This window comes from Teredinibacter purpureus (assembly GCF_014217335.1).
Lineage (GTDB): Bacteria > Pseudomonadota > Gammaproteobacteria > Pseudomonadales > Cellvibrionaceae > Teredinibacter > Teredinibacter purpureus.
Genome location: NZ_CP060092.1, coordinates 3,498,004 through 3,514,651 on the forward strand (window position 1 = coordinate 3,498,004; position 16,648 = coordinate 3,514,651).

10 protein-coding genes are annotated in these 16,648 nt (G+C 45.0%); 2 read left to right on the forward strand and 8 right to left on the reverse strand.

All coding sequences use genetic code 11. The annotated features are described in order from the left end of the window. Positions 1-71: 71 nt before the first annotated feature. Entirely contained in the window at positions 72-659 is a 588-nt protein-coding gene (locus tag H5647_RS15280; RefSeq protein ID WP_045859762.1) for a PEP-CTERM sorting domain-containing protein, read from the reverse strand. A 745-nt stretch (positions 660-1,404) separates the two neighbouring features. Between H5647_RS15280 and H5647_RS15285 the strand changes: the two genes are divergently transcribed. Next, complete coding sequence (locus H5647_RS15285; RefSeq protein ID WP_045859763.1) at positions 1,405-3,537, forward strand: cellulose binding domain-containing protein; 2,133 nt, start codon at positions 1,405-1,407, stop codon at positions 3,535-3,537. A 211-nt stretch (positions 3,538-3,748) separates the two neighbouring features. Here the strand turns inward: H5647_RS15285 and H5647_RS15290 are convergent, their stop codons facing one another. Beyond that, on the reverse strand, positions 3,749-6,682 hold the full coding sequence (locus H5647_RS15290) for an endo-1,4-beta-xylanase (protein ID WP_045859765.1): 2,934 nt from the start codon (positions 6,680-6,682) through the stop codon (positions 3,749-3,751). Positions 6,683-7,456: 774 nt separating this feature from the next. Continuing rightward, positions 7,457-8,968: a glutamate--tRNA ligase gene (gltX, locus tag H5647_RS15295; protein WP_045859767.1), complete on the reverse strand. Its 1,512-nt coding sequence runs from the start codon at positions 8,966-8,968 to the stop codon at positions 7,457-7,459. A gap of 447 nt (positions 8,969-9,415) precedes the next feature. Between gltX and H5647_RS15300 the strand changes: the two genes are divergently transcribed. After that, positions 9,416-9,985, forward strand: a complete 570-nt coding sequence (locus H5647_RS15300; protein WP_045859770.1) for a nitroreductase family protein — start codon at positions 9,416-9,418, stop codon at positions 9,983-9,985. A 249-nt stretch (positions 9,986-10,234) separates the two neighbouring features. On the opposite strand, the gene H5647_RS15305 is transcribed toward H5647_RS15300, so the two are convergent. The 5 genes from H5647_RS15305 to H5647_RS15325 all read right to left on the reverse strand — a co-directional run bounded on the left by H5647_RS15305 (position 10,235) and on the right by H5647_RS15325 (position 16,541). Further along, complete coding sequence (locus H5647_RS15305) at positions 10,235-11,326, reverse strand: glycosyl hydrolase 53 family protein (RefSeq protein WP_162926411.1); 1,092 nt, start codon at positions 11,324-11,326, stop codon at positions 10,235-10,237. A 199-nt stretch (positions 11,327-11,525) separates the two neighbouring features. Next, a complete protein-coding gene (locus H5647_RS15310; protein ID WP_082087081.1) occupies positions 11,526-13,586 on the reverse strand; it encodes a glycosyl hydrolase 53 family protein in 2,061 nt (686 codons plus the stop codon). 290 nt (positions 13,587-13,876) lie between these two features. After that, positions 13,877-14,752 (reverse strand): type 2 periplasmic-binding domain-containing protein, encoded by an 876-nt coding sequence (locus H5647_RS15315; protein ID WP_045859772.1) that lies wholly within the window; start codon positions 14,750-14,752, stop codon positions 13,877-13,879. A 310-nt stretch (positions 14,753-15,062) separates the two neighbouring features. Then, positions 15,063-15,773, reverse strand: a complete 711-nt coding sequence (locus tag H5647_RS15320; RefSeq protein ID WP_045859773.1) for a FadR/GntR family transcriptional regulator — start codon at positions 15,771-15,773, stop codon at positions 15,063-15,065. Positions 15,774-15,839: 66 nt separating this feature from the next. Then, complete coding sequence (locus H5647_RS15325; RefSeq protein ID WP_236074921.1) at positions 15,840-16,541, reverse strand: VIT1/CCC1 transporter family protein; 702 nt, start codon at positions 16,539-16,541, stop codon at positions 15,840-15,842. Positions 16,542-16,648: the final 107 nt, after the last annotated feature.

The following is a 16,648-nucleotide window of genomic DNA, read 5'->3' on the forward strand; positions in this document are numbered from 1 at the left end:
CTTCTATTACAAATAAAAAAAGCCTCGACACCATAGTGCCGAGGCTTTTTAGAAAGAACCGTTCTATTGTATTAAGATATTTTTCGTTTACGTGACACAATCAAACCCGCCAACCCAATTAACATTAAACCGAAAGATCCTGGTTCGGCGACATCTATCGCGCCGGTTGTAACCGTCACATTATCTAAAATGGTATTACCTTCAATTTGAGAGCCGGTTGTATAAAACGTGAAACCAGACACGCCATTGCCCGACACCACGGAAAAGGTATCAAAACTTGAACCACTACCCACCGAAACAATCTCATTTAAAACACTAACACCCGAAATATCGAATACCTCTACCGAAAGACCCGAGATGTAGGTTGACACATCGAAAGATAATGACATGATACTTGCACCAAACACAGCGTCAAACACAAGCTCAACGGTATCGGTACCTCTTACGCCATCACCATCATCCATCCATACGCCGTAATTGTTTCCTCGCAACGTATGCTCATCTCCGTAATAATTGTGTAAATTACTGTTCTGCCCTAACCATTCATTCTCCCATGCTGGAAAAGCGTCTTCAAAACCCTCAGTTAATACAGCCGCTTGTGCTTGAACGGCTACCAGAAATAATACGAATAAAGCGCCAATAGCGGTAATCTTTTTCATGCCCAGATATCCATTTAAGTTATAAAAACTGCATCTGATATCCATAAAGCATTATTCGGGCCAATATTAAGATCGCCGTATTCAGTGGGCGAGAGACGCATCACACTTTGTTAAAGTTAATTATTTCGACGGTATTAACCCTTTAATGTATAACCCTATAGTACCTATTGAGCCCTAAGACTATAGAACCAATTTAATCTTGTAAAAATAGACTGCGGATCAACCGATACGAGCATAATTTATACATATTGCGGAGTTACCCATTTAAACGATGGAAAAACAACCTATTTTTTTCACTTAAAGATAAGGCAATAGTGTTAAATTTTATGACACCCACGCCCCCCCCAACAGACTACCGGTTTATTCGATAGCGCATTTTATTACCCGCACTACACACCCTTGCAACACAAACACTAGCCGACAGTACAACACGCGCAATTGGGTAACACGGCTATTTACTCACGCCAAAGTCGCGTAAGCAGACGGTTATGAAAACATCGTTACTGAAAAACGTGCACCAAATTTCCTGGGACGCCTTACCATTATTAAGACGAAACAATGAAACATTCTGCGACAAATTTTCGAACAAATAAATACACTATATTTTTATTAAAAATAAGTGTCGCCACAATGATTTTAATTTAGGTTTAAAAAAATATTTTATATATGGTGCACGGGTTAACTCAGTTGCTTTGGAAAATAGTTAACTTAACTTCACTATTTATAACAAAATACAGGACCCAACATGCGTCATTTTAATGAAAAAAATTTGCTAAGCAGCATAGGCAGTTTTGCCATTGTGCAAAGCCGATCAAGATCAATATCCCGTTTTTGTAAAGCCGCCGCTTTATTATCAGGTTTAATGGGTGCATCACTTAATGCACAGGCCCTCACCTGCTCCACGACTGAGAATAGCTGGGGGAGCGGATACGTACTAACCGTAAGCGTTAATAATGACAGTGCCAACGCTATTTCTAACTGGGAAGTAAATTTAGATTATGCCAATACACCTGGCGTAACGAATCACTGGAACGCAATTCTTAGCACCACCGGAAATACCGTTACCGCCTCTAACGTTAATTGGAACGGAAACCTTCTCCCAGGACAAACAACTACCTTTGGCTTGCAAGGTTCTCACAACGGGCAATTTGTTGCGCCCACGTGCTCTAGTACGTCACCGAGCACACCTACACCTACCGTCACACCTACACCTATCGTTACACCTACACCAACTGTTACCCCCACACCAACCGTGACGACTACACCAACTCCGCCTCCTACCTCTATACCTACACAAGCGCCTAGCGTTTCACCAACATCAGCGCCCACCAACTCGAGTTCTTATAGCTCCTATAGCTCCTATAGTTCGAGTTCAAGCTCGAGCACTCCCAATCCAGATGTTGATCCTGAGATAGGCAGCGAAGAAACACATTTTTATTTGAGCTACGACGATTCGGCCAGCACCGCACCACGCGATTTAACTTTTGCAGCCCTTGATTCCGGCAATACACCTTCCCCTTCATGGGGACGCGCCTATGAGTTTCTTAATGCAGAAACCTTCGAACATTTTTCTGAAGAAACCGTAGAGCCATTTTTGGTATCGATGGGCCTGCTTGAACTGCCCCAGTCAGAAATCCCAATTAACGTCGTGTACGAAGGCAATATGTTTGCGTTGGGCGTTAATATAAGCGGCCCAACATTAACAAAAGAAGCCCGTAAAAACACCGTTATTACGGTGCTCCTAGACATTTCTGGCTCAATGGGCTCAGCCTATGCCAGTGAAACCCGTTCAGATATTTCAACACTACTAGACGTAGCCAAACATGGCTTAACAACCATGACCGAAAGCCTAAAAGATGGCGATATCGTCAACTTAATAACCTTCGATACTAGTGCCGATATTATTCTAACCGATTGGGTTTACGCCCCCGACGATACATTCTATATCGACGCCGTTAACGCTCTTTCTACAACCGGTAGCACAAACTTAAATGAAGGAATTGAACTCGCCTACCAAGTAGCCAACGCCAGTTTCGACGAAACGAAAGCTAACCGTGTCATTATTCTTACCGATGCCTATGCGAATACAGGAACCATCGATACCACTGTTATTGCATCACATACCATTATTAACGGCCTAGAAGGTATTTTGTTCTCGGGCATTGGTATTGGCGATGACTTTAATGAAGCCTTTTTAAATGAACTTACTGACGCAGGCAAGAGTACCTATTCTGCCATGGTAACGCCGACGGATGCCGAGCGAATATTTACAGATGGCTTTATGCGTTTTGTTGATCACGCGGTGGAAAACATTCAGTTTAGGATCGATTACCCACAGAGTTTGGATCAATTAAAATCGGCTGCAGAGGAAGTATCTACAGAGGAAGGCGAGGTCTCGACAGTTAATTACGCCTACAATAGTTCTCAGTTTTTTCTTGAGCTTTTCAACAGCACGGTAGATATCGATACAAGTGAAACCATTACGTTAACGGCAACATTCGATAATGATACTGGAGAAACTGAAACCGTTGTAGTCGAAAAAACGTTAGCGCAATTATTATCTGAAGGATCTGAACAGATATATTCTGCCGCAACCGTAACGACTCTCGCAGCTCTCGTAGCGAATGATATAACTTGTGAAGAAGTGCAAGCCAGCGGTCTGTATGAGCAAAATATTGGTACGGATATTTTTAGTCATTATATTGTAGCAATAGACAATTTTTGCTTGCTAGCAGCTCCAACTCCAACCGCTGTGCCAACCATTACACCCACTCCAGGGCCGATAACGCCAACACCAACATTACCACCTACACCTATTCCAACGTCATCACCTACACTTATTCCAACGTTACTGCCTACACCTATTCCAACGATCTAACGGATCTATTAGGGTATAGCAAGATAGCGCTTTAGATAAGCGCTATCTTTTACGCTCGCCACCTTCAACCTATAAGGCAGGAGGTGGCATTTTAGTTTTTAAAAGACCAAAAAAAGCCTCGGCTAAAGGCCAAGGCTTTTACTCAACACACTAAAAACGTAACACACCGGTTAACTCATGCGCTATCGCCTTTAAGCGATTATCTCTCAGCCTAGCGGCCAATGTAATTCATTAGCCAATCCATCGCAGGGCGATGCTGGCCATTACTTTGAATTAGGCCTGTTCCATCACGCCATGTTGTGCCAACAACATATCCCCACAGCGTAATACCTACTACAGAAGAATGATTGTAGAACACAGGAAACTGCTCTTGCATTACTTGAAGCTGCTCCTGATCATTGGTTTTCTCAATATCATATTCCGAAATATAAATAGGCAACCCAAGTGCAGCAATGCGATCTAGGTTTGTCTGAAGTTCGGACAGTGATAAATCAGCAATACCATGAGCTTGCAAACCAATTGCATCCACCACTCCAGCATTAATCGCAGGCTGAGCCATTGAGATAAATTCACTGGTGTTCCAAATAAGTACGTTGTAATCATTCAATACCAATATGGAATTGGGGCAGTACTGTCGAGCAAGCTGAAAGGACTTGATTATCCAGTCGTTACCAAAAGCGTCTTGTGCAAAATTAGCCGGAGCATGCCCAGGCGTCGCTTCGTTCACAACATCAATAATCTCGGTATCGGGGTAGCGCGTACAATAATCTCGAATCCACTCTTCAATTTCAGCAGCCTTTTCAGACGCGCTTAAAGAGTCTATCCAATTAGGGTACTGACTTCCCCATACAAAGGTATGCTGCTTGTAAGGAATACCATTTTGCTTGGCATAGTTGTAGGCATCATCAATACCGCTCCAATCATATTGATCCCGTTGCGGCTCTACCTGTGCCCACTTGCCCTTATTTTCCAACGTAATCTGATCCCAATACTGGCCGAAATCAGAACGAATGCTGCCGTTGGTGGTAATGTTCCCCACAAAAAGCGATCCGTTATTGGGAGTGGATGAACTCGAAGAACTGCTACTAGAACTTGAACTACTGCTAGAGCTGACGCTACTACTAGAACTGTTGTTACCACTTACGTCACCAAAACCGATTGATCCGTCACAGTGCAACATTTCAGAGTAGGAACCACCGCCACAATCACCGTCGTATGCACCGGTGTTGTCTTGCTGGTCTTCCGCCTCTCGGGTTTCTCCATTCACAACAATATAATCGACTTGTACATCTCGGTCGCCTGAATCGTTTGTAAACGCTACACGTATTTCACCCGTTGAATTAGTGTTTACCGTGTAGTCGCTCATGCTAGTGCTAAGCGTCCATGTCTGAATAGTGGCGCCTCCAACGGTTAAGCTAACGCTCTCGTCTCCTTCAACACCAGACATGCGAACAACAATACTATTGCCGCTGGCTGACGATGAACTACTGGAAGAAGAGCTTGAACTTGAGGAGCTGCTCGATGACGAACTAGAGCTTGAACTTGAGGAACTGCTGGAGGAAGAGCTTGAACTTAAAGAGCTATTGCTGGACGATGACGTTTCGCAATTACTGACAACGCCGCCGCTCCCGCTTTGCCCTTCACAGGTGCTTCGACCAATACAACTCTGGTTATTTTCATAACCCCAGCCACTGCTTTGATTTGCACACAGCGGACGCGGGTCATCCTGGTACCATTGACACATGTCGGTACATTGACCGCCCGTAGAACTCGAAGAACTACTTGAACTCGAAGAACTACTTGAACTCGAAGAACTACTCGAACTCGAAGAACTACTCGAACTTGAGGAAGAAGAGCTTGAAGAACTCGACGGCGAAACGTCACCAAAACCAATGGAACCATCACAGTGCAGCATTTCAGAATAAGAGCCGCCGCCACAGTCACCATCGTATGCACCGGTGTTATCTTGCTGATCTTCTGCCTCACGAACATCACCATTCACGTTAACGTAATCCACTTGTACATCACGATCACCGGAATCGTTTGTAAACGCTACACGCAGTTCACCAGACGCATTAGTAGAAGCGCTATAGTCTTGCATGCTCGTACTGAGCGTCCACGTTTGAATGGTTGCACCGCCTATAGTTAGGCTAACACTTTCATCGCCAACGGCGCCCTGCATACGCACAATAATATTTCCGCTACCAACTGAAGATGAGCTAGAGCTAGATGAACTAGACCCGCCAGAAACATCAATGAGTGTTAACATTTTTTCTGCGTAACGTGTACCAATTTCTCGGTAACCTGCGGCATCAAAGTGATACTCATCACGTCGACCCAAACCGCTTGCGGACACCCAATGGCCGTTGGTAACGACGTCCGAAATACGATGAACCTGTGTATCATGGCTGGTACAACACGCACCAGGCACCATTTCACCGGCAATAAACGGTACGGCATTCGCATTTAAACCAAGATCGTTTCGTAAATCCGTAACCACTTGGTTCACCATGTTGGGCCAGTTCGAATCGCCCGTATTGCTCTCGCCTTGATGAAAAATAATGCCTTTAATCACGCCGTCTTGCTGCGCTTTTTGCGCGAGGTCGAGCATCCACTGATAACCACCCTGCCCTAACGGTACAGAACCGTTCGCGCTTGACGGGCTACAACTACCTCGCGAAGCGCAGTCTTTCATAAAAAATTCAATTTTTTGACCCTGATATGCTGCACCAACCAAACCTACTCTTACGCCTGCGCCACTGCTATTAAGCATGGTACGACCAAAGTAATCGCCTGGGCCTAAGCCACCATTATTAAAATTGTGCGCAACATCATAGCAACGAATTAACGGTGGAGTAGCCGAGCGCCACTCACCGTAGCTCGCGCCATTAACGGTACAATTATTGTCGGCTTGCATCGCCAATAAATCAGAAGGAACCTGACGATCTTGATCAGATATTTGTCCTTGCCCTTCCATGTTGGACTGGCCGAACATAAGGTAAATATGGAAATTGGGATCTGGTGCTGCAAAAGCTGCCGTTGATGACAAAGTAAATGCCAAAACACACAGGGGTTTCTTAGCTGTTCGAAATAAAGACGTCGCAGAAGCGCTTGCCACATTAGCAATTGCACAGGCCGTCTTCATTATGGGTAGGTGTATTTTTCGTCTCATAATGAGTATGTCCGCTTGTTATTAAAGGAATAAACAACAAAAACCGGAAATAAAATTCGACAAACATTTTTGCAAGCTTCTTCATTGGTTATCGTTATTGAAGAGCCTGACAAAACCTGCAGCACACACAGCATAAAGCTATACGGCGTACTGCGTCGTGTATTCTCACAAGTCATTTTATCTCACCCACAACACCACACTATCAAAAATAACGGGATGCGAAAGGGTCAATAAAAACCTGGATTATGTCGTTCCGGAGAAAACAATCTCCACGGCCCAATAGATTAAGCCGCGTAATTAATAGTGATAATTCTCGAGCGCCTAGAAATAATATTACTAAAGTATAAAAATACTAAAGCATAAAATTCGTGGCCACTTCTTTATTGTCTGAGAGACCATAAGGGTTGTTCAATAGTATTTATATTAGACGAAGGTCTACATCGAGAGATTATTCGAATGTAACCCTTTACATTAATCCGGCTATCGAAAATTCATTTTTAAATTGGCCGTTACATAATCATTCTGTAGTATGATGTGTGAAATTATTAGCGCGTTTTTAACCCTCTAACATATTATTATCCTACAACTAGCTTTCTGCGGTATTAAAGTAATACTTATAAAAAATAGCCCACGCAATATTTTTCGACACCCATAAAAAACCCGGCACCCTATTTAAGGTGCCGGGTTTTTTATTTAACGACGCTAACGCTGGGCTCTATACCAATGAACAGCCCGCTAAAAACGTAATCAACCTTCGCTAGAATCGACTTTTAGTACAGTCAATGCCGCATACTCTTTTTCATAGCGCTTCAGCACTTTTTTACCGGCACCACCCAATACATCTACTCCTTCGCGCAATCGTACGCGGGACATATCTGCGCCCAACAGTACCATGGCATCCATTACAGAGAAGCTCGACGTAGAACCGGATATGGCTATAAATATGGGGGCAAGAAAATCCTTAAGCTTTATACCCAAGCCCTCTGCTAACAATTTAAATTCGCCAAAAATATCATCACGTTCCCACTGCCGAAGATTATCCATCTTCCATTGCGCAAACTGTAAAATTTTCTTTTGGGTTTCAATATCAAGTTTGTTAGCACTGTAGTCGGCTTCTGTTAACGGGAGTGTTCCAGTTGCTAAAAACGCGACCGTAGGAATAAAATCGCTCAGTGTTTCCATTCGCTGTTTTACATGCGGTATAGCGCTGAGTAAACTTTCTTCGTTTAACAGCCACTCCGCCAGACGTTTCGCCAACTGTTGATCGTTATGGTTTTCACGTATCCAAAGCCCATTAAGCCAACGTAACTTTTCCACGTCAAAGATAGGGCCGCCTAGCGATACTCGGCTGATATCAAAATGATTCAGCATTTCCTGCAAGCTAAACTTTTCGCTTTCATCGGGCATTGACCACCCCATGCGACCTAAATAATTCACTACTGCCTCAGACAAAAAACCCATGCGTTTATAGTAAAGAATACTGGTAGGGTTTTTACGTTTGCTCAATTTTGTTTTGTCAGGGTTCCGCAACAAGGGTAGATGGCAAAACACCGGCACCTTCCAACCAAAATATTGATACAGCAGAATATGTTTGGGGGCCGAGTTTATCCACTCTTCACCGCGAATAACATGGGTAATTCCCATTAAGTGGTCATCAACAACATTAGCAAGGTGGTAAGTAGGCATGCCATCTGATTTCATTAATATCTGTGCATCAACGAGCGTCCAATCCAGTGCCATTTTGCCACGTAACAGATCTTCCACTTCACACGTGCCGGCCTCTTCGGGTACAACCATTCGAACAACGTAGCTCATTCCCTCCGCCTCGCGCGTTGCTTGCTCGTCGTCACTTAACCTAAGGTCTGATGCCTTTAGCGCCGTATGAATACCCGCTTCTTTCCGTTCAGCTCTGAGCGTATCCAGCTCTTCCGTTGTGCGATAACACTTGAAGGCATGCTTGTTATCCAGCAATTGTTGCACATATTGGCTGTAGATTTCTTTACGCTCACTTTGACGATAAGGGCCATGACTGCCACCAACGTCTGGGCCTTCGTCCCACTCCAAACCTAGCCACCGCAGCGAATCTAATATCGCTTGTTCCGATTCCGCCGTAGAACGACTTTGATCAGTGTCTTCTATACGTAAAATAAACTGACCACCGTGCTTGCGGGCGAAACACAGGTTAAACAAGGCAATGTAGGCTGTACCTACATGTGGGTCGCCAGTAGGCGATGGAGCAATACGGGTTCTTACAGACATGAGTCTTCTCTGTAGCGGGTTTAAAGGGGGAGTCAATTATACTCCCAGCGTTTTAAAAACGGTAACGCAGTTTACCCCTCACAAGAGCAACCCACACAAAACAGGGTACACAGTATACTGGGGGCTACTCCAGAGACCTGCTAATGATCAAAAAGCACTCATCAATACTGGAATAGCGAGATTTTTCGCGGGACGCTACCGAGCTTTGGTTAGAACTACCGACAACACGACCGTTCTGATCAAAAATACGACGAAGTGACATAAAAGTGTCGCATAAGTTACGTATGAGTATGCTTTGATGGCTTTAGTAGGTGCAGTATTGATTATTGTGTGTGGTGATTTATTGCCGCCGCGAAGCTACAGGGTTATATTGGCCCCCAAAATGGCGCGCATTAATTGTGGTGCGCGGTAAGATTAAAACCTTCCTTATTTGAGTTGTGATATTTTGTGAATAACACTATTTCTGATTTCATACTGGCACGCCGCTCAGTTACGGCTAAAGATCTCTGTGCACCAGGCCCCTCTGAAGAGCAGCTGGATATTATTCTTCGTTCAGCACACCGCGTGCCTGATCACGGCAAAATTGGGCCTTGGCGTTTTGTGCTGTTCCAAGACGACGCCCGCGATCGTTTTGGCAAAAAACTCGCTAGACGCTTCGTGAAGAAAAATGAAAACGCTACTGAGGCTCAGATTGAGTTCGAACGACATCGTTTTTTAAGGGCGCCACTGGTCATTGCGGTTGTCAGTTCCCCCATAGACCACCCTAAGGTACCGGAGTGGGAGCAAGTTCTGTCTGCTGGTGCTGCCTGCCAAAACATACTCTTAGCCTCACATGCTTTGGGTTTTGGGGCCCAATGGCTAACCGAGTGGTACGCCTTCGATAAATACGTTGCCAAAAAGCTTAAGCTCACCTCTGCAGAGAAGATTGCGGGCTTTATTTACATTGGAAGCGTCGATAAAAAACCCGATGAACGCACAAGGCCAGATTTAAATCAGCGTATTACCGTATACCGGTAGGGCCCTATGCGACAACGTTATTTCCGCTCCTCCAAACGAAAAAAGGCGGGATCCAGTTACGGATACCGCCAAAGTAAGAGAGTTTTCAATCGAGTAGGAGCTAAAACTATGCTATCTGGAACTTAGAGCACCCCAGAGCCAGAAGGTTCCATTTATTTCCTTAGTTTTTAATTGTTTTTTGGCGTTTTTTCGGTCACGCACCAATACTGCTCATTATTGCCCTTGTACCACGCAAAACAGCCACTCTCCCTATTGCGTTACCTTCTGTAGGCCGTAATCCACCACGAGCTGGTCATATACCGCAAAATCTCTTGCTTTGGCGATATACCGCTTGCCTTTCACTCTAAACATCATCTCACCCCATTCACCACTTAATGCGGGCTCCCAGAAAAAAGTCCCTACTCCTTGCCCATTTGGAAGCTCTCGCATGATGTCGTTCACTAATCGTCGTTGAGGGTTGTATTCTACAAATGAAAATTTTAAGCCCTCGTAACGATGACTTAGGTGGTTTAACGTGTCACGCCACCGAGCCGACGGCCCCTGCCACTGCTCATAAGCGGATAAACCAAGCACATCGAACTTAACATTGCGTGCCAGCGCATTATCAACCCATTCCATCACGCTTTCTGGATGACCGGTATTTTCGATATGCAACATAATTTGAGCATCGCTGTGTACGTGTTTTACGGCTGCAATGCCCGCATTTAAATACAGCGCTAGATTATCCCAGTGCGCGATGCTGCCATTTAATGCGTCGTTCTGAACGGAGTTATTGCCAAAGCAATCTGTTTTAGACGTAGGCAAATGAATTAGCATGCCAGGTGTAACTTCATTCCCTACTTGTACCATATCGGGCAACGCATCGGCGTCGGCCAACGCTTGCATAACGTCTTGGGTATAGGCTGTTATTTCGTCTGCCATATCTTGTGCGCGCGTAATATGTCGCCACTGCTCCGGAATAACTTGCTTATTCGGGTCCGCCCACGTGTCGCTATAATGAAAATCCAATAACAACTTCATTCCAGCCGCTTTAACTTGCTGAGCAAAATCAACAATATGCGCCTTATCGTTGTAACTTTTACGTTTTCCTTTACACCATTGCCCTTGAGAAGAGGCATACCCATAGGCGTTACTAGGCTCGACAAACGTTCGCAACCGAATGTAATTAAACCCGTGGTTCGCCAAAAGAGCCAGTAGTGGTTTTTCTTGACCGTCAGTATCAACAAATACAATGCCATTATCGATAAACTCCGAAGCACTGGAAATATCTGCACCGAGAATAAAATCGCCCTGCCTGTGTAGCGCCACTCTTGCGTGATCTACCGCTTCAACCTGTGACATTTTTGTTCCATTTGAACCATTACAACCCGAAAACAAAAAGACCCACAAACAACAGTGAACAATCAAAAAAGTTTTACCACGGTGACACATAATTCATTACCTTTTCTAAGAGAAAAACGGCAGGCCACTTGCACCCACCGTTTTATTTACCTCAGCTTACTCAACGGTAAACTGATTATTTTATTACTTCTGAAAACGGCTACTGCGAGCTACAGGTACTCTCCGAAATACAGCTCTGGCTTTCTTCCCAACCCCATCCACTGGTAGTTGTTACGCATAACGGGTAGTCGGTGCCGTACCAATTACACACACCGCCATTATTACCTGTACTGCTCGAACTAGAGCTGGCACTAGAGCTCGTCGAACTGCTGCTTTGGCTGGCCCCTGAAGAGAGTTCGCCAAACCCAATAGCACCGTCACAATGTAGCCATTCCGATTGGCTGCCACCACCACAGGCATCATTCGCCCATACACCACTGTTTTCGGTCTGATCTTCAGCTTGTCGGGTTTCACCGTTCACTTGAATGTAGTCCACTTGAACATCTCTACCCTCTTCATCATTAGTAAACTCAACCTCCACATAACCGGTATTGCTGGTAGAGGCCGTGTAGCTGGCCATTGAGGTTGTAAGTGTCCAACTCTGAAGAATAGAACCACCCACAATGAGGTTAATATTTTCTGAGCCATCGGCGCCCTGTGCACGCACCACAATTGTGTTAGTGCCCGAAGACGCTGAGCTACTACTGGAGGAAACTGATGAGCTGCTAGATGAATTGGAAGATGGACTACTACTCGAAGAGCTCGTTGCCCCTCCGCTTACACTGCCGAAACTAATAAAGCCGTCACAATGCAACCATTCGGAATTGCCCGCTCCACCACAGGCTTCATTTGCCCATACGCCTGTATTTTCCGTTTGGTCTTCGGCCTGCCTAACTTGTCCATTAACTTGTACGTAATCGATCTGCACATCTCGATCGGTGCCATCATTGGTAAATTCAACCTGCACGCTACCCGTTGCATTAGTACTCGCGGTGTAATTGGCCATGCTGCTGGTTAACACCCAACTTTGAACAGTATTTCCTCCCACCGTTAGCGTAATATTCTCATCACCGTTTGCGCCACGTGCGCGCACGACCAAGGTATTATTACCGGAGGTAGAGGACGACGAACTACTACTCGAGCTGCTACTGCTTGAAGTACTACTCGATGAAGTACTACTCGATGAAGTACTACTCGATGACGAGGATGGATTACCCCCTTCTAAAAAAGCATCCATTCCACCTGCTGGCTGTCGAGTGTCTGGATTCCATGCACCCATTTCATAACCGTTCCAGTTGTACGCTTGAGGCTCCCAATAAAAAACACCTTTACCGCGACCATTATTGACCTGTCGCACTTTGCTTATTACGTCGGCAATAATCTCGCGCGCTTCACCGTCATTCCACGGTGTTCCAACTTCAACGACCATGACATCTTTGCCGTAAGTACTGGCCATATCGTTCAAATTGCTCAAGCAATTATTATTTGCCGTACGCCATGCCATATCGCTGGTGGTGGGGTAGGACGAAGCGCCTATAATATCGAAATTAGCGCCGTTATCTCGCAACCCACCGATATTCCAACGAAAGAGGTCGTTGTCGTGACAGTTAGACACGTGAACAATGACTTGCGCACTGGAGAAAACGGCCTTTACGGCATCGTACCCGCTAGAAACAAAACGTGCATAGTTGGCCATGCTGTCTGATGCACGCCCTTCCTCCCATAGCATGCCATCGTTTGTTTCATTGCCTACCTGCACCCACAGCGGTGTAATACCGTTATCTTTAAGTATTTGTAACGAATCATGAGTGTGCTGCCATACTGCATCCGCTAATTCTTGTACGTTGAAGTTACTCCACGCGCTGGGCTTGTATTGTTTTCCCGGGTCTGCCCAGTCATCGCTATAATGAAAATCGATCATAATATCCATGCCCGCATTCTTCGCGCGCTGCGCTTTTTGCACGACATCATCAATACTGCTGTACCAGCCACCATTGGGGTTTACCCATACCCGTAACCGAACCGCAGTCATGCCGTAGCTTTTAAGAATCTCGAGTAGATCTTGCTGTTGGCCATTAGCGTTATTCCAAGTATTCCCTTGGTCTTCCATTTCAGAAATCCAACTGATATCTGCTCCCTTTGCAAAGCCCTGGGCAGCCACGCTCATTGCGCATAGATGCGACAGCACGACAAGCAGAATAGTTAGGTTTAAATATCTCATGTATGTCTCCTCATTATTATTGGTTGGTTACTCGGAGACTGCAGCAGGGCTCATCTTAAGACCCAGCACTTTCGAGCTGCGCCAAAATATAGCATACATATTTATTATAAATATGATTATTAATACATTTAAAGTTGCCTGTTTATTTCGCTTTTAGCGTTACTAAAAACAGAACGAATTTCGAAGAATAAGCGAATAAGACGAGAAAACAAATGAATGTTTTTAGGTAAATTTAGGAGAGGAAAATTTACCTAAAAACCAGCGTGACTAAACAGCCCTACCTTGAAAAATTAAGGGCTAATAACGTGTTTTATATACTCTAAATTAAGCCACAATTCAGATCGGTCGACCGGCGTTTGCGGCGAAAGATGAGGATTTGGAATGGTATACATTCTACGATTCGCAAGATTAGAACGTGCCAACGCTTTTTTAACTTCGGGTGCATTAAAAAAATAATCATCGAATGAGCCATCGTCTATCGCCTCCTCCAAACCAGCAGCAATCCGGCCTGCCAAGACCGCGTGCGACGGGCTTACGTAAAAATAGTAAGGCATGGTGTATTTCACTACGATATTCTTTTCAACCGTAAGGTTCATTCCCGGACGGCTAGCAACCTCCTGCCAAGGCTCATGAACACCGCGCGGAAAAGCATCAAATCGCCCGCCTTCTAACATAGGGTATAAACCGGGCGCTTTTAGTGTGGTAACCACATTCATCCCACCACTTTGTAGAATTGCGGTATCGCTCCAAGTTTTACCTTGCCCCATTTTTAATTGCCGAAGGTCATCAAGAGATCGAACTGAATCAAAACGCGGCTGATCGCCCTCTCGAATAATAAATATTCTATAGCCCATCAGGCCTTTATAAGTGGGTATACGAACAGGCACATAGGTACTTTCTTTTTCAATTGAAGCGCCCGACCACATCAGGCTAAGATCACCCGTTTCCACCATTCTAGCTAAACGCGCACGGGTTATACTGTCGGTACTTTCAATAAAGGTATGATCTTCTTCGGAATAAGAAAGCGCTAATTTTAGCAATCCAATCATATACACATCATTCGGCAATGATTGTTTTTGATGGTAAATCGTTGTCTCTGCGTTCGACAATACAGGGAGCAAAAGACACACAACTAACAGCCAACACCAGCTTTTTCGATCATTCATTATCAGGTTCTCCTCGCTATTCTCTAGTTTAGCTAGAAAACGAGTTCCCTCCATGAAGAAAATTTTTGGCCAGCGTCGAGACCAAAAAAAAGTTAATGACTGATGTACAGTTTGGTGTTTTTTTCACCCCAGCTATATTGGCTAACGAAGCACACAAAAAATAAACCAATAATGCCTGCAAAACATTTAACAAAGGGAAAGAAGGGAAGAAACAAGGCGCTGGTACGCAGCGCGTAATGGGAGCTACAGTGTGCCTAAACATGGCAACACGTTTTATTGTGGACGAAAATACTTTACCGTTAACAGCCGTCTATTCCGAGTTTTCGGAACCCTCAATTAAGGTTAGCGCTTCTTGTAATAACAATTGCATCGCGGCAGAAGCTGCGGCCGGGTCACCCGCTAAAATAGGATCGGAAATTCTTTTATGGTCTGTATAACTCGCAAAAGAGACCTGTTTTAAACGGTTTGAATACGAAATACTCACGCGAAGTGCCGTCTCAATAAAATCACTTAGCTGAATAAAAAAACGGTTTTCACTCGCCAATAGAATGCTCGTATGAAACGCGATATCTGATTCCAAAGGATCATCGGCACCCATTTCAGCCTGCCGCATTCGCTCTAGCGCAGCGGCAATAGCCTCGTTCGCTTCAATGCTAGAGTTTTTCGCCGCAAGCGCAACTGCTTCAGGTTCAATCGCGTAACGCAATTGTGTAAATTCCTTTAGTAACGCAATCGATGGCCTACTGCTTAATGTCCAGCTAAGTACATCGGCATCAAACATGTTCCAATCTCTACTCGGCTGAAGCCGAATACCTTGTCGAGGTCGAGACGATATCAAGCCCTTTGCTGTAAGCATTTTAACCGCTTCGCGCATCACGCTTCGGCTTATACTAAATTGTTCGGAAAGCTGCGCTTCTGTGGGAAAGCCTCCGCCAATTTTATATTTACCTTGAACGATCGCAGCCCCTAGCTCGTGTGTCACTTGATGCGTCAAGTTGTGGCCTGCACCTGTATTTCTCATATTAATCCCAATAATTATAGTTCCGCCATTATACGCCGGCGGTTCATTAACGCTTAAACGAACTCGTTACAAAAAAGCCCTTTCAAATAACGCCCCTGCAGCGGCGGTAACTACCATCGCTGCGCCTCCCCAAAAACCAATCCGAACGATTGCTGGCAAAATCTTGGCGCCTCCCAATCTCGCAGAAACGCCCCCTAACATTACCAAACAAAACAGAGAACTTAATCCTACCACTAGTAGGGTATTCCACCGGGTGAAGGTTAAAGCGGCAAGAAGCGGTAAAAGTGCGCCAACAATAAAAGCAAATGCAGAAGCGAATGCAGCCTGAAATGGCTTCGCCGATGTGCGGCTATGAATGCCTAACTCGTCACGCGCATGTGCGCCTAAAGCGTCATACTCCATTAACGCAAGCGCAACGTCTTGAGCCAGCTCAGCGGTCAAACCACGCTGCCGGTAAATTGCCGCTAGCTCTTCTCTTTCATATTCAATATTGCGCGCTAAATGTCGTTTTTCAATTTCTAAATCGGCACGTTCACTATCGGCTTGAGTGCTCACAGACACATACTCACCGGCCGCCATAGACATTGCTCCAGCCACTAAGCCCGCGGCGCCCGCCAACATAATATCGTTATGTACGGCGCCGGCCGAAGCAACACCAATGATTAAACTTGCGGTAGACACAATGCCATCGTTTGCGCCCAACACCGCCGCTCTCAGCCACCCAACACGATGAGAAAAATGTTCGTTTTTAAACTCACTAATATTCAATTGTCTACTCCCTCATTATGATTGAGCTTAGCGTTGCGTACCTAGCAGGCACAAAAAAAGGCACAAATATGTGCCTTCTTATTACGAAAAAACGGATTGATCGACTC

Coding starts and splice junctions, on each gene's coding strand:
- H5647_RS15280 (WP_045859762.1), bottom strand. CDS start 659: ATGAAAAAGATTACCGCTATTGGCGCTTTATTCGTATTATTTCTGGTA.
- H5647_RS15285 (WP_045859763.1), top strand. CDS start 1,405: ATGCGTCATTTTAATGAAAAAAATTTGCTAAGCAGCATAGGCAGTTTT.
- H5647_RS15290 (WP_045859765.1), bottom strand. CDS start 6,682: ATGAAGACGGCCTGTGCAATTGCTAATGTGGCAAGCGCTTCTGCGACG.
- gltX (WP_045859767.1), bottom strand. CDS start 8,968: ATGTCTGTAAGAACCCGTATTGCTCCATCGCCTACTGGCGACCCACAT.
- H5647_RS15305 (WP_162926411.1), bottom strand. CDS start 11,326: ATGTCACAGGTTGAAGCGGTAGATCACGCAAGAGTGGCGCTACACAGG.
- H5647_RS15310 (WP_082087081.1), bottom strand. CDS start 13,586: ATGAGATATTTAAACCTAACTATTCTGCTTGTCGTGCTGTCGCATCTA.
- H5647_RS15315 (WP_045859772.1), bottom strand. CDS start 14,752: ATGAATGATCGAAAAAGCTGGTGTTGGCTGTTAGTTGTGTGTCTTTTG.
- H5647_RS15320 (WP_045859773.1), bottom strand. CDS start 15,773: ATGAGAAATACAGGTGCAGGCCACAACTTGACGCATCAAGTGACACAC.